This window comes from Microtetraspora sp. AC03309 (assembly GCF_020826795.1).
Taxonomy (GTDB): domain Bacteria; phylum Actinomycetota; class Actinomycetes; order Streptosporangiales; family Streptosporangiaceae; genus Microtetraspora; species Microtetraspora glauca.
Genome location: NZ_JADDIL010000032.1, coordinates 1 through 16,466, shown reverse-complemented (window position 1 = coordinate 16,466; position 16,466 = coordinate 1). Strand labels below are relative to the sequence as shown.

Sequence of the window (16,466 nt, the reverse complement as noted above, 5' to 3'; positions counted from 1 at the left end):
GCGGAACACCGGGAAAGACGAAGTCCTATTCTGCCGTCTTCCTGCGGGAACGGCGACGTCCCCGAGGCTGACCGGCGAGAGCGTCGTCTCCGGCGTGAAGAGCGTCGGTGACGCTGTCACGGCCGTTGACGGACGCGGCGACGGCCGTGCCCTCACTGGTGGAGAGCTTCTCGGCCACGGCCTTCTCGATGGCCATCTTGCCCTGCGTACCCCTCGGCTCGGGCTTCGCCTCGACCGGTTCGGACGAGATGATGACGCCACGGCCGTGACAGCAGTCACAGGGTGTCGAGAACGCCTCAAGCAGGCCCTGTCCGACCCGCTTGCGGGTCATCTGGACCAGGCCCAGAGAGGTGACCTCGGCCACCTGGTGCTTGGTCCGGTCCCGGGCCAGGCACTCGAGCAGCCGCCGGAGCACCAGGTCACGGTTGCTCTCCAGCACCATGTCGATGAAGTCGATCACGATGATGCCACCGACGTCCCGCAGCCTGAGCTGGCGGACGATCTCCTCGGCCGCCTCCAGGTTGTTGCGGGTGACGGTCTCCTCGAGGTTGCCGCCCTGGCCGGTGAACTTACCGGTGTTGACGTCGACGACGGTCATCGCCTCGGTCCGGTCGATCACCAGGGAGCCGCCCGAGGGCAGCCACACCTTGCGCTCCATCGCCTTGGCGATCTGCTCGTCCACGCGGTAGCTGGCGAAGACGTCGCCCGACTCCTCCCACTTGGAGAGGCGGTCGGCCAGGTGCGGGGCGACGTACTGGACGTACTCGTCCACGGTCTCCCACGCGTCCTCGCCCTCGACGACCAGCGAGGCGAAGTCCTCGTTGAACACGTCCCGGACCACCCGGATGGTGAGGTCGGGCTCGGCGGAGAGCAGCTCCGGCGGGCTGGCCGACTTGGCCTTGCGCTGGATGTTCTCCCACTGCGCCGACAGCCGGGCCACGTCGCGGCTGAGCTCCTCCTCGGAGGCGCCCTCGGCCGCCGTGCGCACGATCACACCGGCGTTCTCCGGCATCACCTTGCGCAGGATCTGCTTGAGCCGCGTCCGTTCCTTGTCGGGCAACTTGCGGGAGATGCCCGTCATCGAGCCGTCCGGCACGTAGACGAGGTACCGGCCGGGCAGGCTGATCTGGGAGGTCAGCCGTGCGCCCTTGTGCCCGATCGGGTCCTTGGTGACCTGGACGAGCACGGACTGGCCGGACTTCAACGCCGCCTCGATCCGCTTGGGCTGGCCTTCCAGCCCGGCGGTGTCGAAGTTGACCTCACCGGCGTACAGCACGGCGTTGCGGCCCTTGCCGATGTCGACGAACGCCGCCTCCATGGAGGGCAGCACGTTCTGCACCTTGCCGAGGTAGACGTTGCCGACGTAGGACTGGCTCGCCTCCCGGTCGACGTAGTGCTCGACGAGGATGCCGTCCTCCAGGACCGCGATCTGCGTGCGACCGCCGTGACGGCGCACCACCATGACCCGCTCGACCGACTCCCGCCGGGCCAGGAACTCCGACTCGGTGATGATCGGCGGGCGGCGACGACCCAGCTCGCGTCCCTCGCGGCGGCGCTGCTTCTTGGCCTCCAGGCGGGTCGAGCCGCGTACGCCCTGGACCTCGTCCACGGACGTGGCGCGGGTCGCCCGCGGCGCCCTGATGCGCACCACGGTGTTGGGCGGGTCGTCGACCGTGAGCTCGGCCTCCTCGGTGCCACGGCGACGACGACGGCGACGGCGGCGCGACCCGGCCTGATCGCCGTCGGCCTCGTCCTCACCGGCCTCCTCGCCCTCCGGCTCCTCCGCGGCCTCGGCGGACACGGTCTCCGCCTCGTCGCCGTCCTCGGAGTCGCGGGTCTTGACGCCGCGGCCGCGGCCGCCCCGGCGCCGCCGACGGCGTCGGCCGCCCGCCTCGCCGTCGTCCTCGCCGTGCTCGGCGCTCTCGTCGGTGTCCGCGCTCTCGGCCTGCTCCTCCGCCTCCTCGGCGGGTGCGGCCGGCTGCGGCCGGACCGCCGGGACGGAGAACGGGTCGGGGGCCTGGAACAGCGGCTGGAACACCGCGGCGGGAGCCTGGAACATCTGCGACGGAGGCTCGGCCAAGCGCTGGGCGTGCAACCCGAACGGGTCGGCCACCACGCTCCGTCCGGGCGCCTCGACATCGGCGTCCTCGTCCTCAGCGGTCTCAGCGGTCTCAGCGGTCTCGGAGCCCTCGGCGGCACCGATGTCCTCGGTGCCCTCGGCCTCCTCGGCGGGAACCTCGTCGAGCGGCTCCTCATCCGGCAGCGCCAGAGACATCGCGGCGGCCACCTCGGCCTCCGCCGCCGTCATGGCGCTGGATCGTTCCGGCGTCGTCTCCTTGCGCGTACGGCGCCGCCGGGTGGGGGCCGGAACCTCCTCGGCCGCCGTCTCGCCCACGGGCTCCGCCGGCGCTTCGGCGACCGGCTGCGCGGTCGTGTCCGGGACCGGTTCCTCGGCGGCCTTGCGCGTACGGCTCCGCCGGGCCGGCTTGACCGGCCCCGCGTCCTCCGCGGTCTCCTCAGCGGCTTTCGCGGTGGCCTTGCGGCGGGTCGCCCGCTTGGGCTTCGCGTCCTCGGCGGCCTGCGGCTCCGCTTGCGCGGCCTTGGCCGGTGCGGCCTCATGCTGCGCGGATGCCGGCTCCGCGGCCGGTGCGGTCATCGTGGCCGGGGGGGTGTCCTCGGGCTCCGGCGGCGGCCCGGCGGGCCTGCTCGCCGAACGGCGACGCACCGAAGTGGTGCCGCCACCGGCTCCGCTCCGCGTCCCCCCTGCCGTGCTGTCAGTCGTCGTCGTATCGCTGCCAAGGCTCACAGCCCCGGCATTGGGCTCGTTGTCGAGCATGCGGGCGCTCTCCCGTCAGCTCCCGGGCACGTCTCCGCGCCGCGCGGGAGCTCTCGTCTCTCGCGGTCCGCCGGGCTCCCTTGCGGTGCCTCGGCGGCAAGTCTTATCGGTCTCCGCCCACCCGATCGAAATCGAACGGATCGGCGGGCTCACCGGTCGCCGCGTCGAGCGGCCCCTGCGCCAGCCTGGTCACCTCGGGGGGTGACAGCGGCGCGAAGCCCGCCACAAGACGCAGTCCCGTGAGTACGTCATCGGGTCGAACCGCAGGTGTCGCGTGCCGAACGACCATGCGAAGTATGACACACGGTCGATCCGGCTCCTGGCCTGCTGCTCTCCCCTCCCCTTCCTGAACGGCCAGAGACTGCACCGCCTCGCGGGCGTCGAACCGCCGCAAACCCTTCTTGGTCAGGCGTTCGACCTCCACGCGGTCGGCGGCGACGAATGTCTCGACCGCCTTCGCGGCCACCTCGGGATCCATCCCGGGCAGCCGCAGCTCCCACACCGAACCCTCCAGCCGGTCGGCCAGGCCGCTGTCGCGCGCCTCGACCACGTCGAGCACGTCCAGGCCGGGCGGCAGCGAGGCGTCCAGGTCGGCACGGAGGCGGTGCGGGTCGCACGGCCTGCTCACACCGATCTCGAGGTACTCGGCCTCGCTCGCCACCCCGGTCGGGGCCGCGCCGGCATAAGAGATCTTGGGATGGGGGCTGAACCCCGCGCTGTACGCCACCGGGATGTCGGCTCGCCGCACCGCCCTTTCGACGGCACGGGAGATGTCGCGGTGACTCGTGAAGCGCAGCCGTCCACGCTTGGCGTAGCGCACACGAAGGCGCTGCACCACGGGCGCGGGCGGGGGCCCATCAGGAACGGGTTTCAGTGTTAAGTCGTCCTTCCGGTGTCGGTCCGTCGTCTTTCAGGATAAGCCTCGCGTGGAAGTCCCCTGTCAGATCACGGTGAGGGGCAGCAGCTTCTTGCCGGTCGGGCCGATCTGGATCTCGGTCCCCATGGTCGGGCAGACGCCGCAGTCGTAGCACGGCGTCCAGCGGCAGTCCTCGACCTCGACGTCGCTCACGGCGTCCTGCCAGTCCTGCCAGAGCCACTCCCGGTCGAGACCGGCGTCGAGGTGGTCCCACGGGAGCACCTCGTGCTCCTCACGCTCGCGGGTGGTGTACCAGTCGACGTCCACGGGCTCGTCGGCCAGCGACTTGTCGGCCGCCACCATCCAGCGCTCGTAGGAGAAGTGCTCGCTCCAGCCGTCGAACCGGCCGCCGTCCTCCCAGACGGCCCGGATCACGCGGCCGACACGGCGGTCGCCCCTCGAGAGCAGTCCCTCCACGATCGACGGCTTGCCGTCGTGGTAGCGGAAGCCGATGGCCCTGCCGTACGCCTTGTCGCCACGCAGCGCGTCGCGCAACTCCCGCAGGCGGCGGTCGACCGTCTCGTGGTCGCACTGGGCGGCCCACTGGAACGGCGTGTGCGGCTTGGGCACGAACCCGCCGATGGACACCGTGCAGCGCACGTCCCTGGAGCCGGTCGCCTCACGGCCCGCCTGGATGACCTTCTTGGCCAGGTCGGCGATGCCGAGGACGTCCACATCCTCCTCCGTCGGGAGGCCGCACATGAAGTACAGCTTCACCTGACGCCACCCCTGGCTGTACGCCGTGGTGACGGTGCGGATGAGGTCCTCCTCGGTGACCATCTTGTTGATCACCTTGCGCATGCGCTCGGAGCCGCCTTCGGGAGCGAAGGTGAGCCCGGAACGGCGCCCGTTGCGGGAGAACTCGTTCGCCAGGTCGATGTTGAACGCGTCCACGCGCGTGGACGGCAGCGACAACGACGTGTTGGTGCCCTCGTACCGGTCGGCCAGGCCCTTGGCCACGTCACCGATCTCCGAATGGTCGGCACTCGACAGGGACAGCAGCCCGACCTCGTTGAAGCCGGACTCCCGGATGCCGTTCTCGACCATGTCGCCGATCGTGGTGATCGACCGCTCCCGCACCGGACGGGTGATCATCCCGGCCTGGCAGAAGCGGCAGCCGCGGGTGCACCCGCGGAAGATCTCCACACTGAACCGCTCGTGGACGGTCTCGGCCAGCGGGACGAGCGGTTTCTTGGGATAGGGCCACTCGTCGAGGTCCATGACCGTGTGCTTGAAGACACGCGACGGGACACCCGCTCTGTTCGGCACGACGCGCATGATGCGCCCGTCCGGGTGGTACTCGACGTCATAGAACTTCGGGACGTAGACGCCCCCGGTGGAGGCGAGACGCATGAGCAGCTCGTCGCGGCCGCCCGGCTCCCCCTCGCCCTTCCACTCGCGGATGACCTCGGAGATCGCGATCGCGATCTGCTCTCCGTCCCCGAGGACGGCGGCGTCGAGGAAATCGGCGATGGGCTCGGGGTTGAACGCGGCATGGCCACCGGCCAGCACGATCGGGTCCTCGTCCGTCCGCTCGACCGCGTCCAGCGGGATGCCCGCCAGGTCGAGCGCGGTCAGCAGGTTGGTGTAACCCAGCTCGGTGGAGAAGGACACCCCGAGGACGTCGAAGGCGCGAACCGGGCGGTGCGCGTCGACGGTGAACTGGGGTACGCCTTCGGATCGCATGAGCGCCTCAAGGTCGGGCCAGACCGCGTAGGTGCGCTCGGCCATCGTCTCGGGCAGCTCGTTGAGGATCTCGTAGAGGATCTGCACACCCTGGTTGGGCAGGCCGACCTCGTAGGCGTCCGGGTACATCAGCGCCCATCGGACGCTCGCCTCGTCCCAGTCCTTGACCGTCGAGTTGAGCTCACCCCCGACGTACTGGATCGGCTTCTGCACCTTGGGCAGCAGCGGCTCCAGGCGAGGAAACAGTGACTCGACAGACATGGCTCAAGCGTATCCGCTTCAAAAGGCGCTCCAGGTCCGCTCGTCCACAGGCCCGATCCGGCTACGCGCCACCGCCGCCGTAGGGACGATCCCGGATGTATATCGCCTGGAGCAGACCTATGGCGATCATGTTGGCGAACGTGGCCGTACCGCCGTAGGAGACGAAGGGCAGCGGCAGACCGGTGATCGGCATGATCCCGATCGTCATTCCGACGTTGATGAAGGTCTGGAAGGCCAGCCAGCACACGACGCCTCCGGCGACCAGGCCGCCGAACCTGTCGTTGCAGAACCGGGCGATGCGCAGGCTGCGCAGCAGCACGACCCCGAGGAGGACGACCACCGTGGCCGAGCCGAGGAAGCCGAACTCCTCCCCCACCACGGTGAAGATGAAGTCGGTGTGCTGCTCGGGAACGAACCGCCCGGTGGTCTGCCCGCCGTGGAACAGCCCCTTGCCGAAGAACTCCCCCGATCCGACCGCGATCAGCGCCTGCGTGCTGTTGTAGCCGGCCCCCCGCGGATCGCTCGCCGGGTTGATGAACGCGGTGAACCTGGCCACCTGGTACGGCTTCAGCAGTCCCATGGACCACACCGCCATCGCCCCGGCGACGCCGAGTGCCAGGACCACCACGATCCAGCGCTTGCGCACGCCCGCCAGGACCAGCATCCCGCCGGTGATCATGGCGAGGACCATCGTGGTGCCCAGGTCGGGCTGGAGCATCACCAGGATCGTGGCCAGCCCGGCGGCGCCCAGGCAGAACGCCACGCTGATGGCGCGAGGTCGGTCCGTCCGGTCGGCCGGCTTGGCGAGCAACGTCGCCAGTGTCAGCACCAGAGCCGGTTTCGCCAGCTCCGACGGCTGCACGGCGAAGCCGCCACCCAGCAGGATCCACGAATGCGACCCGTTGATGGTCGAGCCGAGCGGCGTGATGACCAGGATCAGCGAGAAGATCGCCACCGCGTACGCGATGGGCGCGGCCGACTTCAGCCACCGGAAGTCGGACATCGCGACCACGATGAACAGAGCCGCGCCGATGGAGAGGTTGAGCACATGCTTCTTGACCATCCCGGTCGGCTCGACCGACGACCAGCTCCGGGTGGACGACCAGACCAGAAGTGTCCCGATCACGGACAGGGCCGCGACGGCGAGCAGCATCAGACCGTCCATCCGCCTGATCGCGGACCCCCGCCCCACCGCGCGCTTCGCGAAGGATCGCTTGCGCACGGCCGCCTGCTGAATCATTGGGCGACCGTCCCGTCCTGCTTAATGACCGGCAGGTGCTCCACGGGATGCCCGGAGGGCAGCGCGGCCGCGCGCTGCTTGCCGTTCTCGTTCTTGCCCAGGCCGTAGATGCCCTCCCAGATCTGCCTCGCCGCCGGAGCGGCCGACTCCGCTCCGAAACCGCCCTGGGAGACCAGCACCACGACCACGAGCCGCGGGTTCTCGGCGGGAGCGAACGAGGCGAACCAGGAGGTGTCCCGCTTGCCCCACACCTCGGCGGTACCGGTCTTGCCGCCGATTCGCACCTGCTTCATCGGGAAGCCGTTGAACGCGCCGGCCGCGGTGCCGTCCGAGGTCACCTCACTCAGTGCCGCACGGATGTAGTCCCGGGTCTCCTTGTTGATCGGCAGCTTGCCCACGACCGGGACCTTGATCTCCCTGACCAGCGTGCCGTCCGGGCGGAACAGCGCCCGTCCCACCCTGGGGCTGCGGAGCTTGCCGTCTCCGACGAGCGCGGCGTACGCCCTGGCGAGCTGGAGCGGGGTGACGAGCACGTCACCCTGGCCGATGGAGAAGTTGGCCGCCTCGTAGGCGTGGTAGATGTAGCCCTCCAGGCAGTTCTCGTTGGCGAGTCGCTTGGAGAAGGCGGCCCGGCCGGCATCCTTGATCTCCGGATAGCCGGTCTTCGCCCGCTTGCACATCTCGTTCCTGGTGGCGTTCCACAGGTCGCGCTTCCACGCGCGGTCGGGGATGAGGCCCGGGGACTCTCCCGGCAGGTCGACGCCCGTCCGCTTGCCGAAACCATAGGCGCGAGCCATGCTCGGCATCGGCTCCTTGACCTTGGACTTCGGTTTGTTTCCGCCGTCCCGCAGCCACTCCTCGTACCCGGCCCGGTAGAAGACCGTGTCGCACGACTTCACCAGGGCGGTGTGCAGCGAGATGGCGCCCAGGCTCATGCCTCCGGCGTTGGGGAACGCCCGCCCGTTGACGTTGTACGAGCTCGGGCACTGGTAGGTCCCGCGCAGCGGGGAGCCGTCCGCGACCATCGCCGACACCGAGGAGATCTTGAAGGTCGATCCCGGCGCGAACTCGCCCTTGATCACCCGCGAGATCAGCGGTTTGCCGGACTTGTTCGACAGCAGGCGCTGGTACTCGTGCTCCGAGATGCCCCCCGTCCACACCGCCGGGTCGTACGTCGGCATGCTCGCCATCGCGACGACACGGCCGGTCTTGACGTCGAGCACCACGCCCGCGGCGCCGTCCGACGCCGGGTTGCTCTTCATCGCCTCGGCGACCGCCTTCTCGACGACGGACTGGACCCGCGCGTCGATGCTGGTGACCAGCGTGTCGCCTGTCGTCGGTGACCGCTGCTGCTCGACGGCGATCTGCTTGCCCATCCGGTCCACCTGGACGCGACGCAGGCCCGACGTGCCCCGCAGCTCGGGGTCGTACACGGCCTCCAGCCCGTCCCGGCCGACCAGGTCGACTCCGGAGAAGCTGGCCTTGAGTCCCTGGCGCTTCTCCAGCTCGTGCTGGGTGACCGGCTGCAGGTAACCGAGCAGCTGGGCCGCCTCGCTCCCGCCCGGGTAGTAACGGCGCGCCTGAATCTCCGCCGTGACCCCCGGGAAGTCCTCCTGCCGCTCCAGGATCTGCAGCGCCTCACGCGTGGTCGCGCGATCGTCCACCGGGATCGGCTGGTACGGCGAGCCCGGCCAGCACGGCCGGGTCACTCCCGGCCCGCAGGCGCGGATCTGCTGCTTGAGCTTGTCCGGTGCCATCTCGAGCACCTTGGCAAGGCGGGTCAGCACGGCCGCGCCGCCGTCGGGCATGCGCTCGAGCGTCGTCCGATCCACGGAGATCACCAGGCTGGTGCGGTTGCGCACGAGCGGCCGGCCGGACGCGTCGAGGATCTGCCCGCGCAGCGCCGGCACGACCACGTCACGGGTGCGGGTCTCGGTGGCGACCGCCACGAACTCCCGCCCGCGCACCATCTGGACCTGCCAGAGGCGCACGACGAGAATCACGATCAAAGACACCACCAGAATCTGAAGAACGATCAATCGCGCACGCATGCGGGTCATGCGGCCCCCTCGCTTATATCCGTCTCCAGCTGGGCATCAGCACGGCCTGTCCCCGCCGCTCGCGGTGGAGTCGCCGTACCGCCCACAACACGATCGGGGCGGCGATCAGATTGCACAGCGCCACCCACGGCCACACGGTTCGCATATAGGCCCAGCCGACACCGTCGTCCGTGATCAAGGCTCCGACCCCCACCGTGAGAGCCGGGGCGAGGACCGCGCACACCTCCGTGGCGACCAGCGGGGCGTGCGCGGCCAGCCTGCCCGCCACGAATCCGGTGATGCACAGGACCAGGGCGTACTGGCCGATCACACCTCCTGCGGGGGGCAGGATGTCGGCGGCGAGGCCCGCGCAGAAGCCGATGATCATGCCGGCGTGTGCGCCCCTGACCGCGGCCAGCGCGATCACGACCAGCAGGACCAGATCGGGGACCACGCGGACCGGCAACCGGTTCAGGACCGTCACCTGCACGACAAGGGCGACGAAGACCAGCAGCCCGGCGACGAGGTTGCGCGCCATGGCGATCAGTCCCTCCCCTCGCTCTGGCGCGGCTCCGCCGCTGGGTCCGGCTCGTTCACCTGTCCGGCCGGGTCCCTCGACTCGGCCTGGTCACGCCGCTGAGCCTTCTGCTTCTCCTTGTGCGGGTCCTTCTGCTTGTCCTTGGCCTGGTCCTTCTTGCCGGGAACGGCCTTTCGCGGCTCTCCCGGCAGTACCGAGTCGCGAGGATCGCGATCAGGGGCCCGGACGACGACGCCCACCACATCGAGCGCGGTGAAGTCGGCGTACGGCCGGGCGTAGGCGGTCCGGGTCAGCTCGCCCGGCGTCACGTCGACCCGTTCGATCTCCCCGATCGGCACCCCCGGCGCGTACGGCGTGCCGTTCTGGGAGCCGAAGGAGACGATCCGCCGCCCCCTCTTCAGGGGCGCGGTCGAGTCGAGCAGGCGCAGCCTGATCAGGTTGCCGCCCCGGCCGTTCTCGCCGAGTCCGCTGACGACGCCGAGCTCGTTCCCGCCCTCCAGACGGGCACCGGCCAACGATCCGGGATCGGTGAGGAGCACCACGGTCGAGGTGCCCGGCCCGGTGCGAAGCACCCGGCCCACCAGTCCGTCGCCGTTCAGGACGGTCATGTCCCGGCGCACACCGTCCCTGGAGCCGACGTCGATCTCCACGCTGTCCTCGAATCCCGCCGTGTGCCGACGGGCGATCACCTGCGCGGGGACCACCCGGTAGTGGCCGAGACCGGACAGCCCGAGCATCCGGTCGAGTTCCTTGGCCCTGCCCTTGTTCATGTCCGCGGCGGCCAGCTTGGTCTTGAGCCGGGCGTTCTCCTTCATCAGGCCCTCGATGCGGTCCTTGGCGCCGGGCGCGTCCCCCAGCATCGAGAAGAACCGGGACACGGGAGCGGTGACCGTGGTGGTCGCCCGCTCGGCCGTGCCGAAGACGGTGGAGGCGAACTCACGCAGCGGCCCGGCGACGGAGGAGTCACCGCCCCGGTGACCCACGGTGATCAGCACCAGCGCGGCGGTCAGCAGAGCACCGAAGACCACGCGGGCGCGGCGAGAATCTCTCATGTCGCCCCCTTATTAGTGGCGGGGCTCCGGCACCAACACCTGCTGGAGCGCTTCGAAGTCCTCCACACACTTGCCCGATCCGAGGGCGACCGAGTCGAGGGCGTTGTCCACGAGGTGCACCGGCATACCGGTCTCGTCCCTCAACCGTGCTTCCATGCCCTTCAGCAGGGCGCCGCCGCCGGTGAGGGCGATGCCGCGGTCCATGAGATCGCCCGACAGCTCGGGCGGGCATCGGTCCAGAGTGGTCTTCACCGCGTCGACGATCGCGTTGACCTGCTCCGCCGTCGCCCGGCGGATCTCCTCGGCGGAGATCACGACGGTCTTGGGGAGGCCGGTGACGAGATCCCGGCCGCGGATCTCCGCGTGGATCTCCTCGTGGTCGTGGTACGCCGACCCGATGGCGATCTTCACTTCCTCGGCGGTCCGCTCGCCGAGCATCAGGGAGTACTCCTTCTTGGCGAAGCTCACGACCGCCTGATCGAGCTCGTCGCCGCCGACTCTGATCGACTGGCAGGTGACGATGCCGCCCATCGATATGATCGCGACCTCGGTGGTGCCGCCGCCGATGTCCACCACCATGTTGCCGGTGGGCTCGTGGACGGGAAGGCCGGCGCCGATGGCCGCCGCCATGGGCTCCTCGACGATGTAGACCCGCCGGGCACCCGCCTGGTATCCCGCTTCCTTGACAGCACGCTGCTCGACGCCGGTGATCCCGCTGGGGACCGCGACGATGATGCGCGGCTTGGCGAACCGCTGGCGCCTGTGGACACGCTGGATGAAGTACCTCAGCATGCGTTCGGTGATGTCGAAGTCGGCGATCACCCCGTCACGCAGGGGACGCACCGCGATGATGTTTCCGGGTGTTCGCCCGATCATCCGTTTCGCTTCGATACCCACCGCGACGATCTTTCCGGTGGAGTTGTTGATCGCTACGACGGACGGCTCGTTCAGAACGATGCCGCGCCCCCGGACATAGATGAGAGTGTTCGCCGTGCCGAGGTCAACCGCCATGTCACGGCCCAGGAATGCCAGCTTGCTCCCCATGCTGAAGAAGGCCTTTCAGGTGGTTTGCGGGATAACGCATCGCACTCGAATCGTAACTTGTTGTACCCATGGCCCGGCACATCGAGCCTTCAGCGAGCGGGAAAATCTTCCAGGTCAGGGCCATCAAAAGCGTCACTGCCAGGGAAAACACGAGAGGCCCCGGTTTGAGCCGGGGCCTCTCCTGTGGTCGAGCGCTCAGAAGCGGTCGGGGAAGAAGATCTTGATCTCGCGGGCGGCGGACTCGGGGGAGTCGGACCCGTGGACGACGTTCTCGCCGATCTCCAGAGCGTGGTCGCCGCGGATCGTGCCGGGGGCCGACTTCACCGGGTCGGTCAGACCCGCCAGCGCACGGAACGCCTCGACGGCCCGGGGACCTTCCACGACGAGCGCGACCAACGGCGCGGACGTGATGAACTCCACCAGCTCGCCAAAGAACGGGCGCTCGGCGTGCTCGGCGTAGTGGCTCTTGGCGGTCTCGGCGTCCAGCGTGCGCAGCTCCATCGCCACGACCTTGAGGCCCTTGCGCTCGATGCGGCCGATGACGTCGCCGATGAGACCACGACGGACTCCGTCCGGCTTGATCAGGACAAGCGTGCGCTCCGACACGAGAATCTCCTCTGTTGCGATCTTCAGCCGTACTCGACGACGGCTTCGACTGGGCGGCCCTCCACAGCAAGGCGATCTCATGGCCGCGCTCGCTCGGGTGCTCCGTGCAACCCGCAGCTTACCGGTCTGAGGTGGTTTCCCCGCTCTCCGTACCCGCCTCCTCGGGCGAGGGGGCGGGCGACGGGATCAGCACCTGCGCCTCCCGCCTCGACGACCCGGGCTCCCTGCGCCCCAGCCACGACGCGACCACGATGATGCCCACCACGGCGAAGCCGCCCACCAGAGCCCACATCCACAGCGCGTCGACGAACGCCTGGGCGACCAGCTCCGGCTTCGTCGAATCGCCCGACTGAGCGATCTCGCGCAGGTGGGTCAGCTGAATGCCCGTCCCCAACAGGAAGCCCGCGAGCACCGCGGGGAAGCACAGGGAAAGGCCGAGCAGCGCCGTACCGATCCGCACCGGCCTCAGCGCGGCGACCAGCGCCACCGCGGAACCCCCGGCCAGAAGCGCGAACGGCACCACGAGCAGCGGACCGTCCGGGGTCGGCGCGATCAGCCTGATCGCGCAGAGACCGGCCACCACCGCCACCAGGCCGGCTCCGACGAACTTTCCGGCCTTCTGCTCGCCCGCGGCCCCCACCACGCAGGCGGCGACCACGGCGATGGCGGCGGCCACCGTGAACGGCAGCCACAGGCCGGACAGCCCGGGGCCGCCGCGCACGCCGCCCATCTCCACGTACGTCGTCTGCGCGGCCGTCGGCAGGACGACCAGCCCGACGGCGACGTTGGTGAAGGCCAGCGCACGCCCGCCGGGCCCATCGAACGCCGCCACCGCGCCCAGGCCGAGCATCGCGACCACCGCGACGGCCGCCGCGGCGATGACCAGGACCGGCGGCCAGTCGAACGTCGTGCCGACCGCGAGTACGGCGATGCCCGCCGCCGGCACCGCCGCCAGGGTCAGCCGACCCCGCTCCGCGGCCGACGGCCGTTCCGCGTCTCCGTCGTCTCCGTCGTCTCCAGCGTCTCTAGCGTCTCCGTCGACACCGTCGGCACCACCGTGGACGTGGACACCGCCGCCGCTCGTGACGATCCAGAGCACGAGGTACACGGCGGCGAGCGCGAGCGCGACACCGGTGAGGAGCGGATACGGCTGGAGCGTCACCTGCCACGAGGTCGCCCTGGCCAGCGGCCACAGGGCCAGGGCCTGCGCCCCGGCCAGGCTCGCCGCGAGCATCCCCACCCAGAGCGGCAGCAGGAACCTGCGCCGCGGACGTTCCCACGCGGCCACCAGCGTCGCGGGCAGCAACAGACCGGCGCCGACGCCGTGCAGGACGCGCAGCACGCCGACCATGACGGGCGACCCCGCGTAGCCTCCCGCCGCGTCGGCGGCCGCGAGCAACGTCAGACCCGCGACCAGGACCGGCGCGGCACGGAAGCGGCGTACGGCGACCGCCGCCAACGGCACGGCCAGCAACATGACCGGCAATGCGAGCCCGTGCGCCCGCATCATCGCGACCTGTGAGGCGTCAGGCGGCAGCAGGGCCGCCACAACAGAGATGGTGTTCGGGATGGCGACGATCGCCAGTGGCAGCGCCACCGCGACGAGGAGCCCGACCACGATGTCGAGCAACAGGGGAACGCGAACGCCACGGACCGCCACGGCGGTCCGGGCCTGAATCGGGGGGACGGCCATGCTGGCCGACTTTAGCGCTTCGTCGCGCCTTCGACACGGCGAGCGACGAATATCGCCGTAATCCACAGGGCCGCGAAGAGCACTCCGAGGACGAACATCGTCGGCACGAGGAAACCGGTGGCGATCGTCAGGAGCTGGACGAAACTGCCCGCGATATAGCCGTACGGCCGCTTCAGCATGCCCGCGACCAGCACGCACAGCACCGCCAGCCCGATGCCCACCGACACGGCCACGGTGGTGTCGATGTGCGACACGGCGATCGCGACCGGAGTGAACAGGGCGACGACGATCGCCTGCATGCCCAGCACGCTGGCGGCGAGGCGCCGCATCCCCGGGGTCACCTCGAACATGTCCGCACCACGACGCCCGCCGCTCATCGATCCGCCTTCAGCAGGACGCGGGCGTCGCCCGCGGTGACGACGGACCCGGTGATCAGTACTCCGGACCCGAACTCGTCGCCCTGGTCCGCCAGGCCGACCGCGAGATCGATGGCGTCGTCCAGTCTGGGAACCTCGTGGACACGCTCGGCCCCGAAAACGCTCTCCGCCTTCTCCGCGAGATCCTCCGGAGACATGGATCGTGGCGAGGTGTTCCTCGTCACGACGAGCTCCTCGACGATGGGCTCGAGGAGCTCCAGGATCGTGTCGACGTCCTTGTCGGCCATCACGGCGACCACGGCGATGAGCCTGGTGAAACCGAAGGACTCGGAGATCGCGTCGACGCTCGCCTCCATGCCGCCCGGATTGTGCGCGGCGTCCAGAACCACCGTCGGCCCCCGCCTGACGACCTCCAGCCGCCCAGGGCTGGTCGCCTGCGCGAACGCCTGCCGTACGAGATCGTCCCCGAGAGGCTCGTCACCGGCACTCAGCGCCTCGACAGCGGCCAGCGCGCTCGCCGCGTTGCTCGCCTGGTGCGCGCCGTACAGAGGGACGAAGACCTCCTCGTAGACGCCCTTCAGCCCCTTCAGCTGGAGCAGCTGACCCCCCATGCCGAGCTCGCGATGCAGAACCCCGAACTCCAGGCCCTCCCGCGCGACCGTCGCGCCCACCTCCGCGGCCCGGCGCATCAGAACCTCCGCCGCCTGGAGCGGCTGCTGCGAGAGCACGGCCGTCGCCTTCGCCTTGATGATGCCGGCCTTCTCCCCGGCGATCGTTTCGACGTCCGGGCCGAGATAGTCGGTGTGGTCCAGCGAGATCGGCGTGATCACCGACACCGTGCCGTCGGCGACGTTGGTGGCGTCCCAGGTCCCGCCCATGCCGGTCTCGATCACCGCGACGTCCACGGGAGTGTCCGCGAAGGCGGCGAAGGCCATGCCGGTGAGCACCTCGAAGAAGCTGAGCTTTCCGACCTTGGCGTCGATGATCTCAAGGTACGGCGCGATGTCCTCGTAGACCTCGGCGAACCGTTCCTCCGAGATGGGAGCGCCGTCCACGCTGATGCGCTCACGCATGGAGTTCAGGTGAGGGCTGGTGAACCTGCCGACCCGAAGGTTACGCTCACGCAGCAGCGACTCGATCATGCGGGCGGTGCTGGTCTTGCCGTTCGTCCCCGCCACATGGATGATCGGGTACGCCTTGTGAGGGTCACCGAGCAACTCCACCAAGGCGGTGATCCTGTCGAGCGTGGGCGTGAAATCCCACTCGACTCCCCTGCGCATGATGGCCTGTTCGACCTCTCGATACTCCACGCATCAACCTTACTGTCAGCCCGCATGGCCGCCGCCCCCGAGGACATCGCACGGCGAAACCGCAGGAAACGGCAGGCAAAGGGCACCGGCTGATCCTCGGCGGAGCTGCGCCGCGTGAGCCGCGCACACCGCGGTGCCTCATCCTGAGCTTCCAGGAGTGCACCATTTGAGCCCAGCGACTGTGAGGACAAGCCGCAGTAGCTCTTGGCCGTGAACGCAACCGTGAACGCCGCAACGTGGGGCGAGCCACTGTGGCTGGAATCCCAGGCGCTGCGCGGAGCAGCAGTGGCCGGTACCTGTAGACGCTGTGTTGTGGGCGGAGCCGCCATTGCAGGTGTTCTTGCGGCCTGCGGCTGTGGGGGGCCGGCCCGGTCGCGGTGGCCAGTGCCTGTAGCCGCGGTGTTGTGAGGCCAGTCACGGTGGTTGGTGTTCGTAGGCGCTGCGACGGGGGCTTGCTCCGGCCGGCCGTGATACCGGGCCTCTGGTGATGCCGCTCTCGCGGCCATCGCGGGCGCGGTGGTTGCTGGCACGGTGGTTGCTGGCACGGTCTTACGCCGGCCTCCACAAACCCCCACCTCCGCGCCCCCCTTTCCCACCGCAATCCCTAAAACGCACCCGGAAAGCGCTTACCCCGAATACGGCAACCACCACACCCGCAAAACAAAAACAGAACCCACCAACAACAGAACCACCCAAACCCACAACACCACCAACCCAGACCGACCGGCCCACACAACAAAAAAAGAAGGGGGCCCCGGCACCCGGAACCCCCCAAAAAAAGAGAAAGGGCCACCCCGACAGGGTGACCCTCTCCCACAAAAATTGTCCGGCGGCGTCCTACTCTCCCACACCGTCCCCAGTGCAGTAC

Annotated in this window: 12 protein-coding genes; all 12 read right to left on the bottom strand. The window is 69.5% G+C overall.

Features of this window, described 5'->3' with window-relative positions; all coding sequences use genetic code 11:
- Positions 1-25: 25 nt before the first annotated feature.
- On the bottom strand, positions 26-2,836 hold the full coding sequence (locus tag IMZ11_RS20055; protein ID WP_228643662.1) for an Rne/Rng family ribonuclease: 2,811 nt from the start codon (positions 2,834-2,836) through the stop codon (positions 26-28).
- A gap of 103 nt (positions 2,837-2,939) precedes the next feature.
- On the bottom strand, positions 2,940-3,656 hold the full coding sequence (locus IMZ11_RS20050) for a TIGR03936 family radical SAM-associated protein (RefSeq protein WP_308066823.1): 717 nt from the start codon (positions 3,654-3,656) through the stop codon (positions 2,940-2,942).
- A gap of 120 nt (positions 3,657-3,776) precedes the next feature.
- Positions 3,777-5,699 carry a TIGR03960 family B12-binding radical SAM protein gene (locus IMZ11_RS20045; RefSeq protein WP_228643658.1) on the bottom strand — a complete coding sequence of 641 codons (1,923 nt, stop codon included), beginning with the start codon at positions 5,697-5,699 and terminating at the stop codon, positions 3,777-3,779.
- Between the two features lie 61 nt (positions 5,700-5,760).
- Positions 5,761-6,939, bottom strand: coding sequence for a rod shape-determining protein RodA (rodA, locus tag IMZ11_RS20040; RefSeq protein ID WP_228643656.1), 1,179 nt, complete (start codon positions 6,937-6,939; stop codon positions 5,761-5,763).
- Positions 6,936-8,990 (bottom strand): penicillin-binding protein 2, encoded by a 2,055-nt coding sequence (mrdA, locus tag IMZ11_RS20035; protein WP_308066825.1) that lies wholly within the window; start codon positions 8,988-8,990, stop codon positions 6,936-6,938. The genes rodA and mrdA overlap by 4 nt, the downstream gene beginning before the upstream one ends.
- Before the next feature lie 22 nt (positions 8,991-9,012).
- A complete protein-coding gene (gene mreD / locus IMZ11_RS20030; protein ID WP_228643652.1) occupies positions 9,013-9,516 on the bottom strand; it encodes a rod shape-determining protein MreD in 504 nt (167 codons plus the stop codon).
- Positions 9,517-9,521: 5 nt separating this feature from the next.
- Positions 9,522-10,568, bottom strand: coding sequence for a rod shape-determining protein MreC (gene mreC, locus IMZ11_RS20025; protein ID WP_228643650.1), 1,047 nt, complete (start codon positions 10,566-10,568; stop codon positions 9,522-9,524).
- Between the two features lie 12 nt (positions 10,569-10,580).
- A complete protein-coding gene (locus IMZ11_RS20020; RefSeq protein ID WP_061257307.1) occupies positions 10,581-11,612 on the bottom strand; it encodes a rod shape-determining protein in 1,032 nt (343 codons plus the stop codon).
- 195 nt (positions 11,613-11,807) lie between these two features.
- On the bottom strand, positions 11,808-12,218 hold the full coding sequence (gene ndk / locus IMZ11_RS20015; RefSeq protein WP_228643648.1) for a nucleoside-diphosphate kinase: 411 nt from the start codon (positions 12,216-12,218) through the stop codon (positions 11,808-11,810).
- 118 nt (positions 12,219-12,336) lie between these two features.
- Positions 12,337-13,911 carry a hypothetical protein gene (locus tag IMZ11_RS20010; RefSeq protein WP_228643646.1) on the bottom strand — a complete coding sequence of 525 codons (1,575 nt, stop codon included), beginning with the start codon at positions 13,909-13,911 and terminating at the stop codon, positions 12,337-12,339.
- Positions 13,912-13,922: 11 nt separating this feature from the next.
- On the bottom strand, positions 13,923-14,288 hold the full coding sequence (locus IMZ11_RS20005) for a DUF4233 domain-containing protein (RefSeq protein ID WP_228643644.1): 366 nt from the start codon (positions 14,286-14,288) through the stop codon (positions 13,923-13,925).
- Positions 14,285-15,568, bottom strand: coding sequence for a folylpolyglutamate synthase/dihydrofolate synthase family protein (locus tag IMZ11_RS20000; protein ID WP_228643803.1), 1,284 nt, complete (start codon positions 15,566-15,568; stop codon positions 14,285-14,287). The genes IMZ11_RS20005 and IMZ11_RS20000 overlap by 4 nt, the downstream gene beginning before the upstream one ends.
- Positions 15,569-16,466: the final 898 nt, after the last annotated feature.

Coding starts and splice junctions, on each gene's coding strand:
- rodA (WP_228643656.1), bottom strand. CDS start 6,939: ATGATTCAGCAGGCGGCCGTGCGCAAGCGATCCTTCGCGAAGCGCGCG.
- IMZ11_RS20010 (WP_228643646.1), bottom strand. CDS start 13,911: ATGGCCGTCCCCCCGATTCAGGCCCGGACCGCCGTGGCGGTCCGTGGC.
- IMZ11_RS20055 (WP_228643662.1), bottom strand. CDS start 2,836: ATGCTCGACAACGAGCCCAATGCCGGGGCTGTGAGCCTTGGCAGCGAT.
- IMZ11_RS20005 (WP_228643644.1), bottom strand. CDS start 14,288: ATGAGCGGCGGGCGTCGTGGTGCGGACATGTTCGAGGTGACCCCGGGG.
- IMZ11_RS20020 (WP_061257307.1), bottom strand. CDS start 11,612: ATGGGGAGCAAGCTGGCATTCCTGGGCCGTGACATGGCGGTTGACCTC.
- mrdA (WP_308066825.1), bottom strand. CDS start 8,990: ATGCGTGCGCGATTGATCGTTCTTCAGATTCTGGTGGTGTCTTTGATC.
- mreC (WP_228643650.1), bottom strand. CDS start 10,568: ATGAGAGATTCTCGCCGCGCCCGCGTGGTCTTCGGTGCTCTGCTGACC.
- mreD (WP_228643652.1), bottom strand. CDS start 9,516: ATGGCGCGCAACCTCGTCGCCGGGCTGCTGGTCTTCGTCGCCCTTGTC.
- IMZ11_RS20000 (WP_228643803.1), bottom strand. CDS start 15,568: ATGCGCAGGGGAGTCGAGTGGGATTTCACGCCCACGCTCGACAGGATC.
- IMZ11_RS20045 (WP_228643658.1), bottom strand. CDS start 5,699: ATGTCTGTCGAGTCACTGTTTCCTCGCCTGGAGCCGCTGCTGCCCAAG.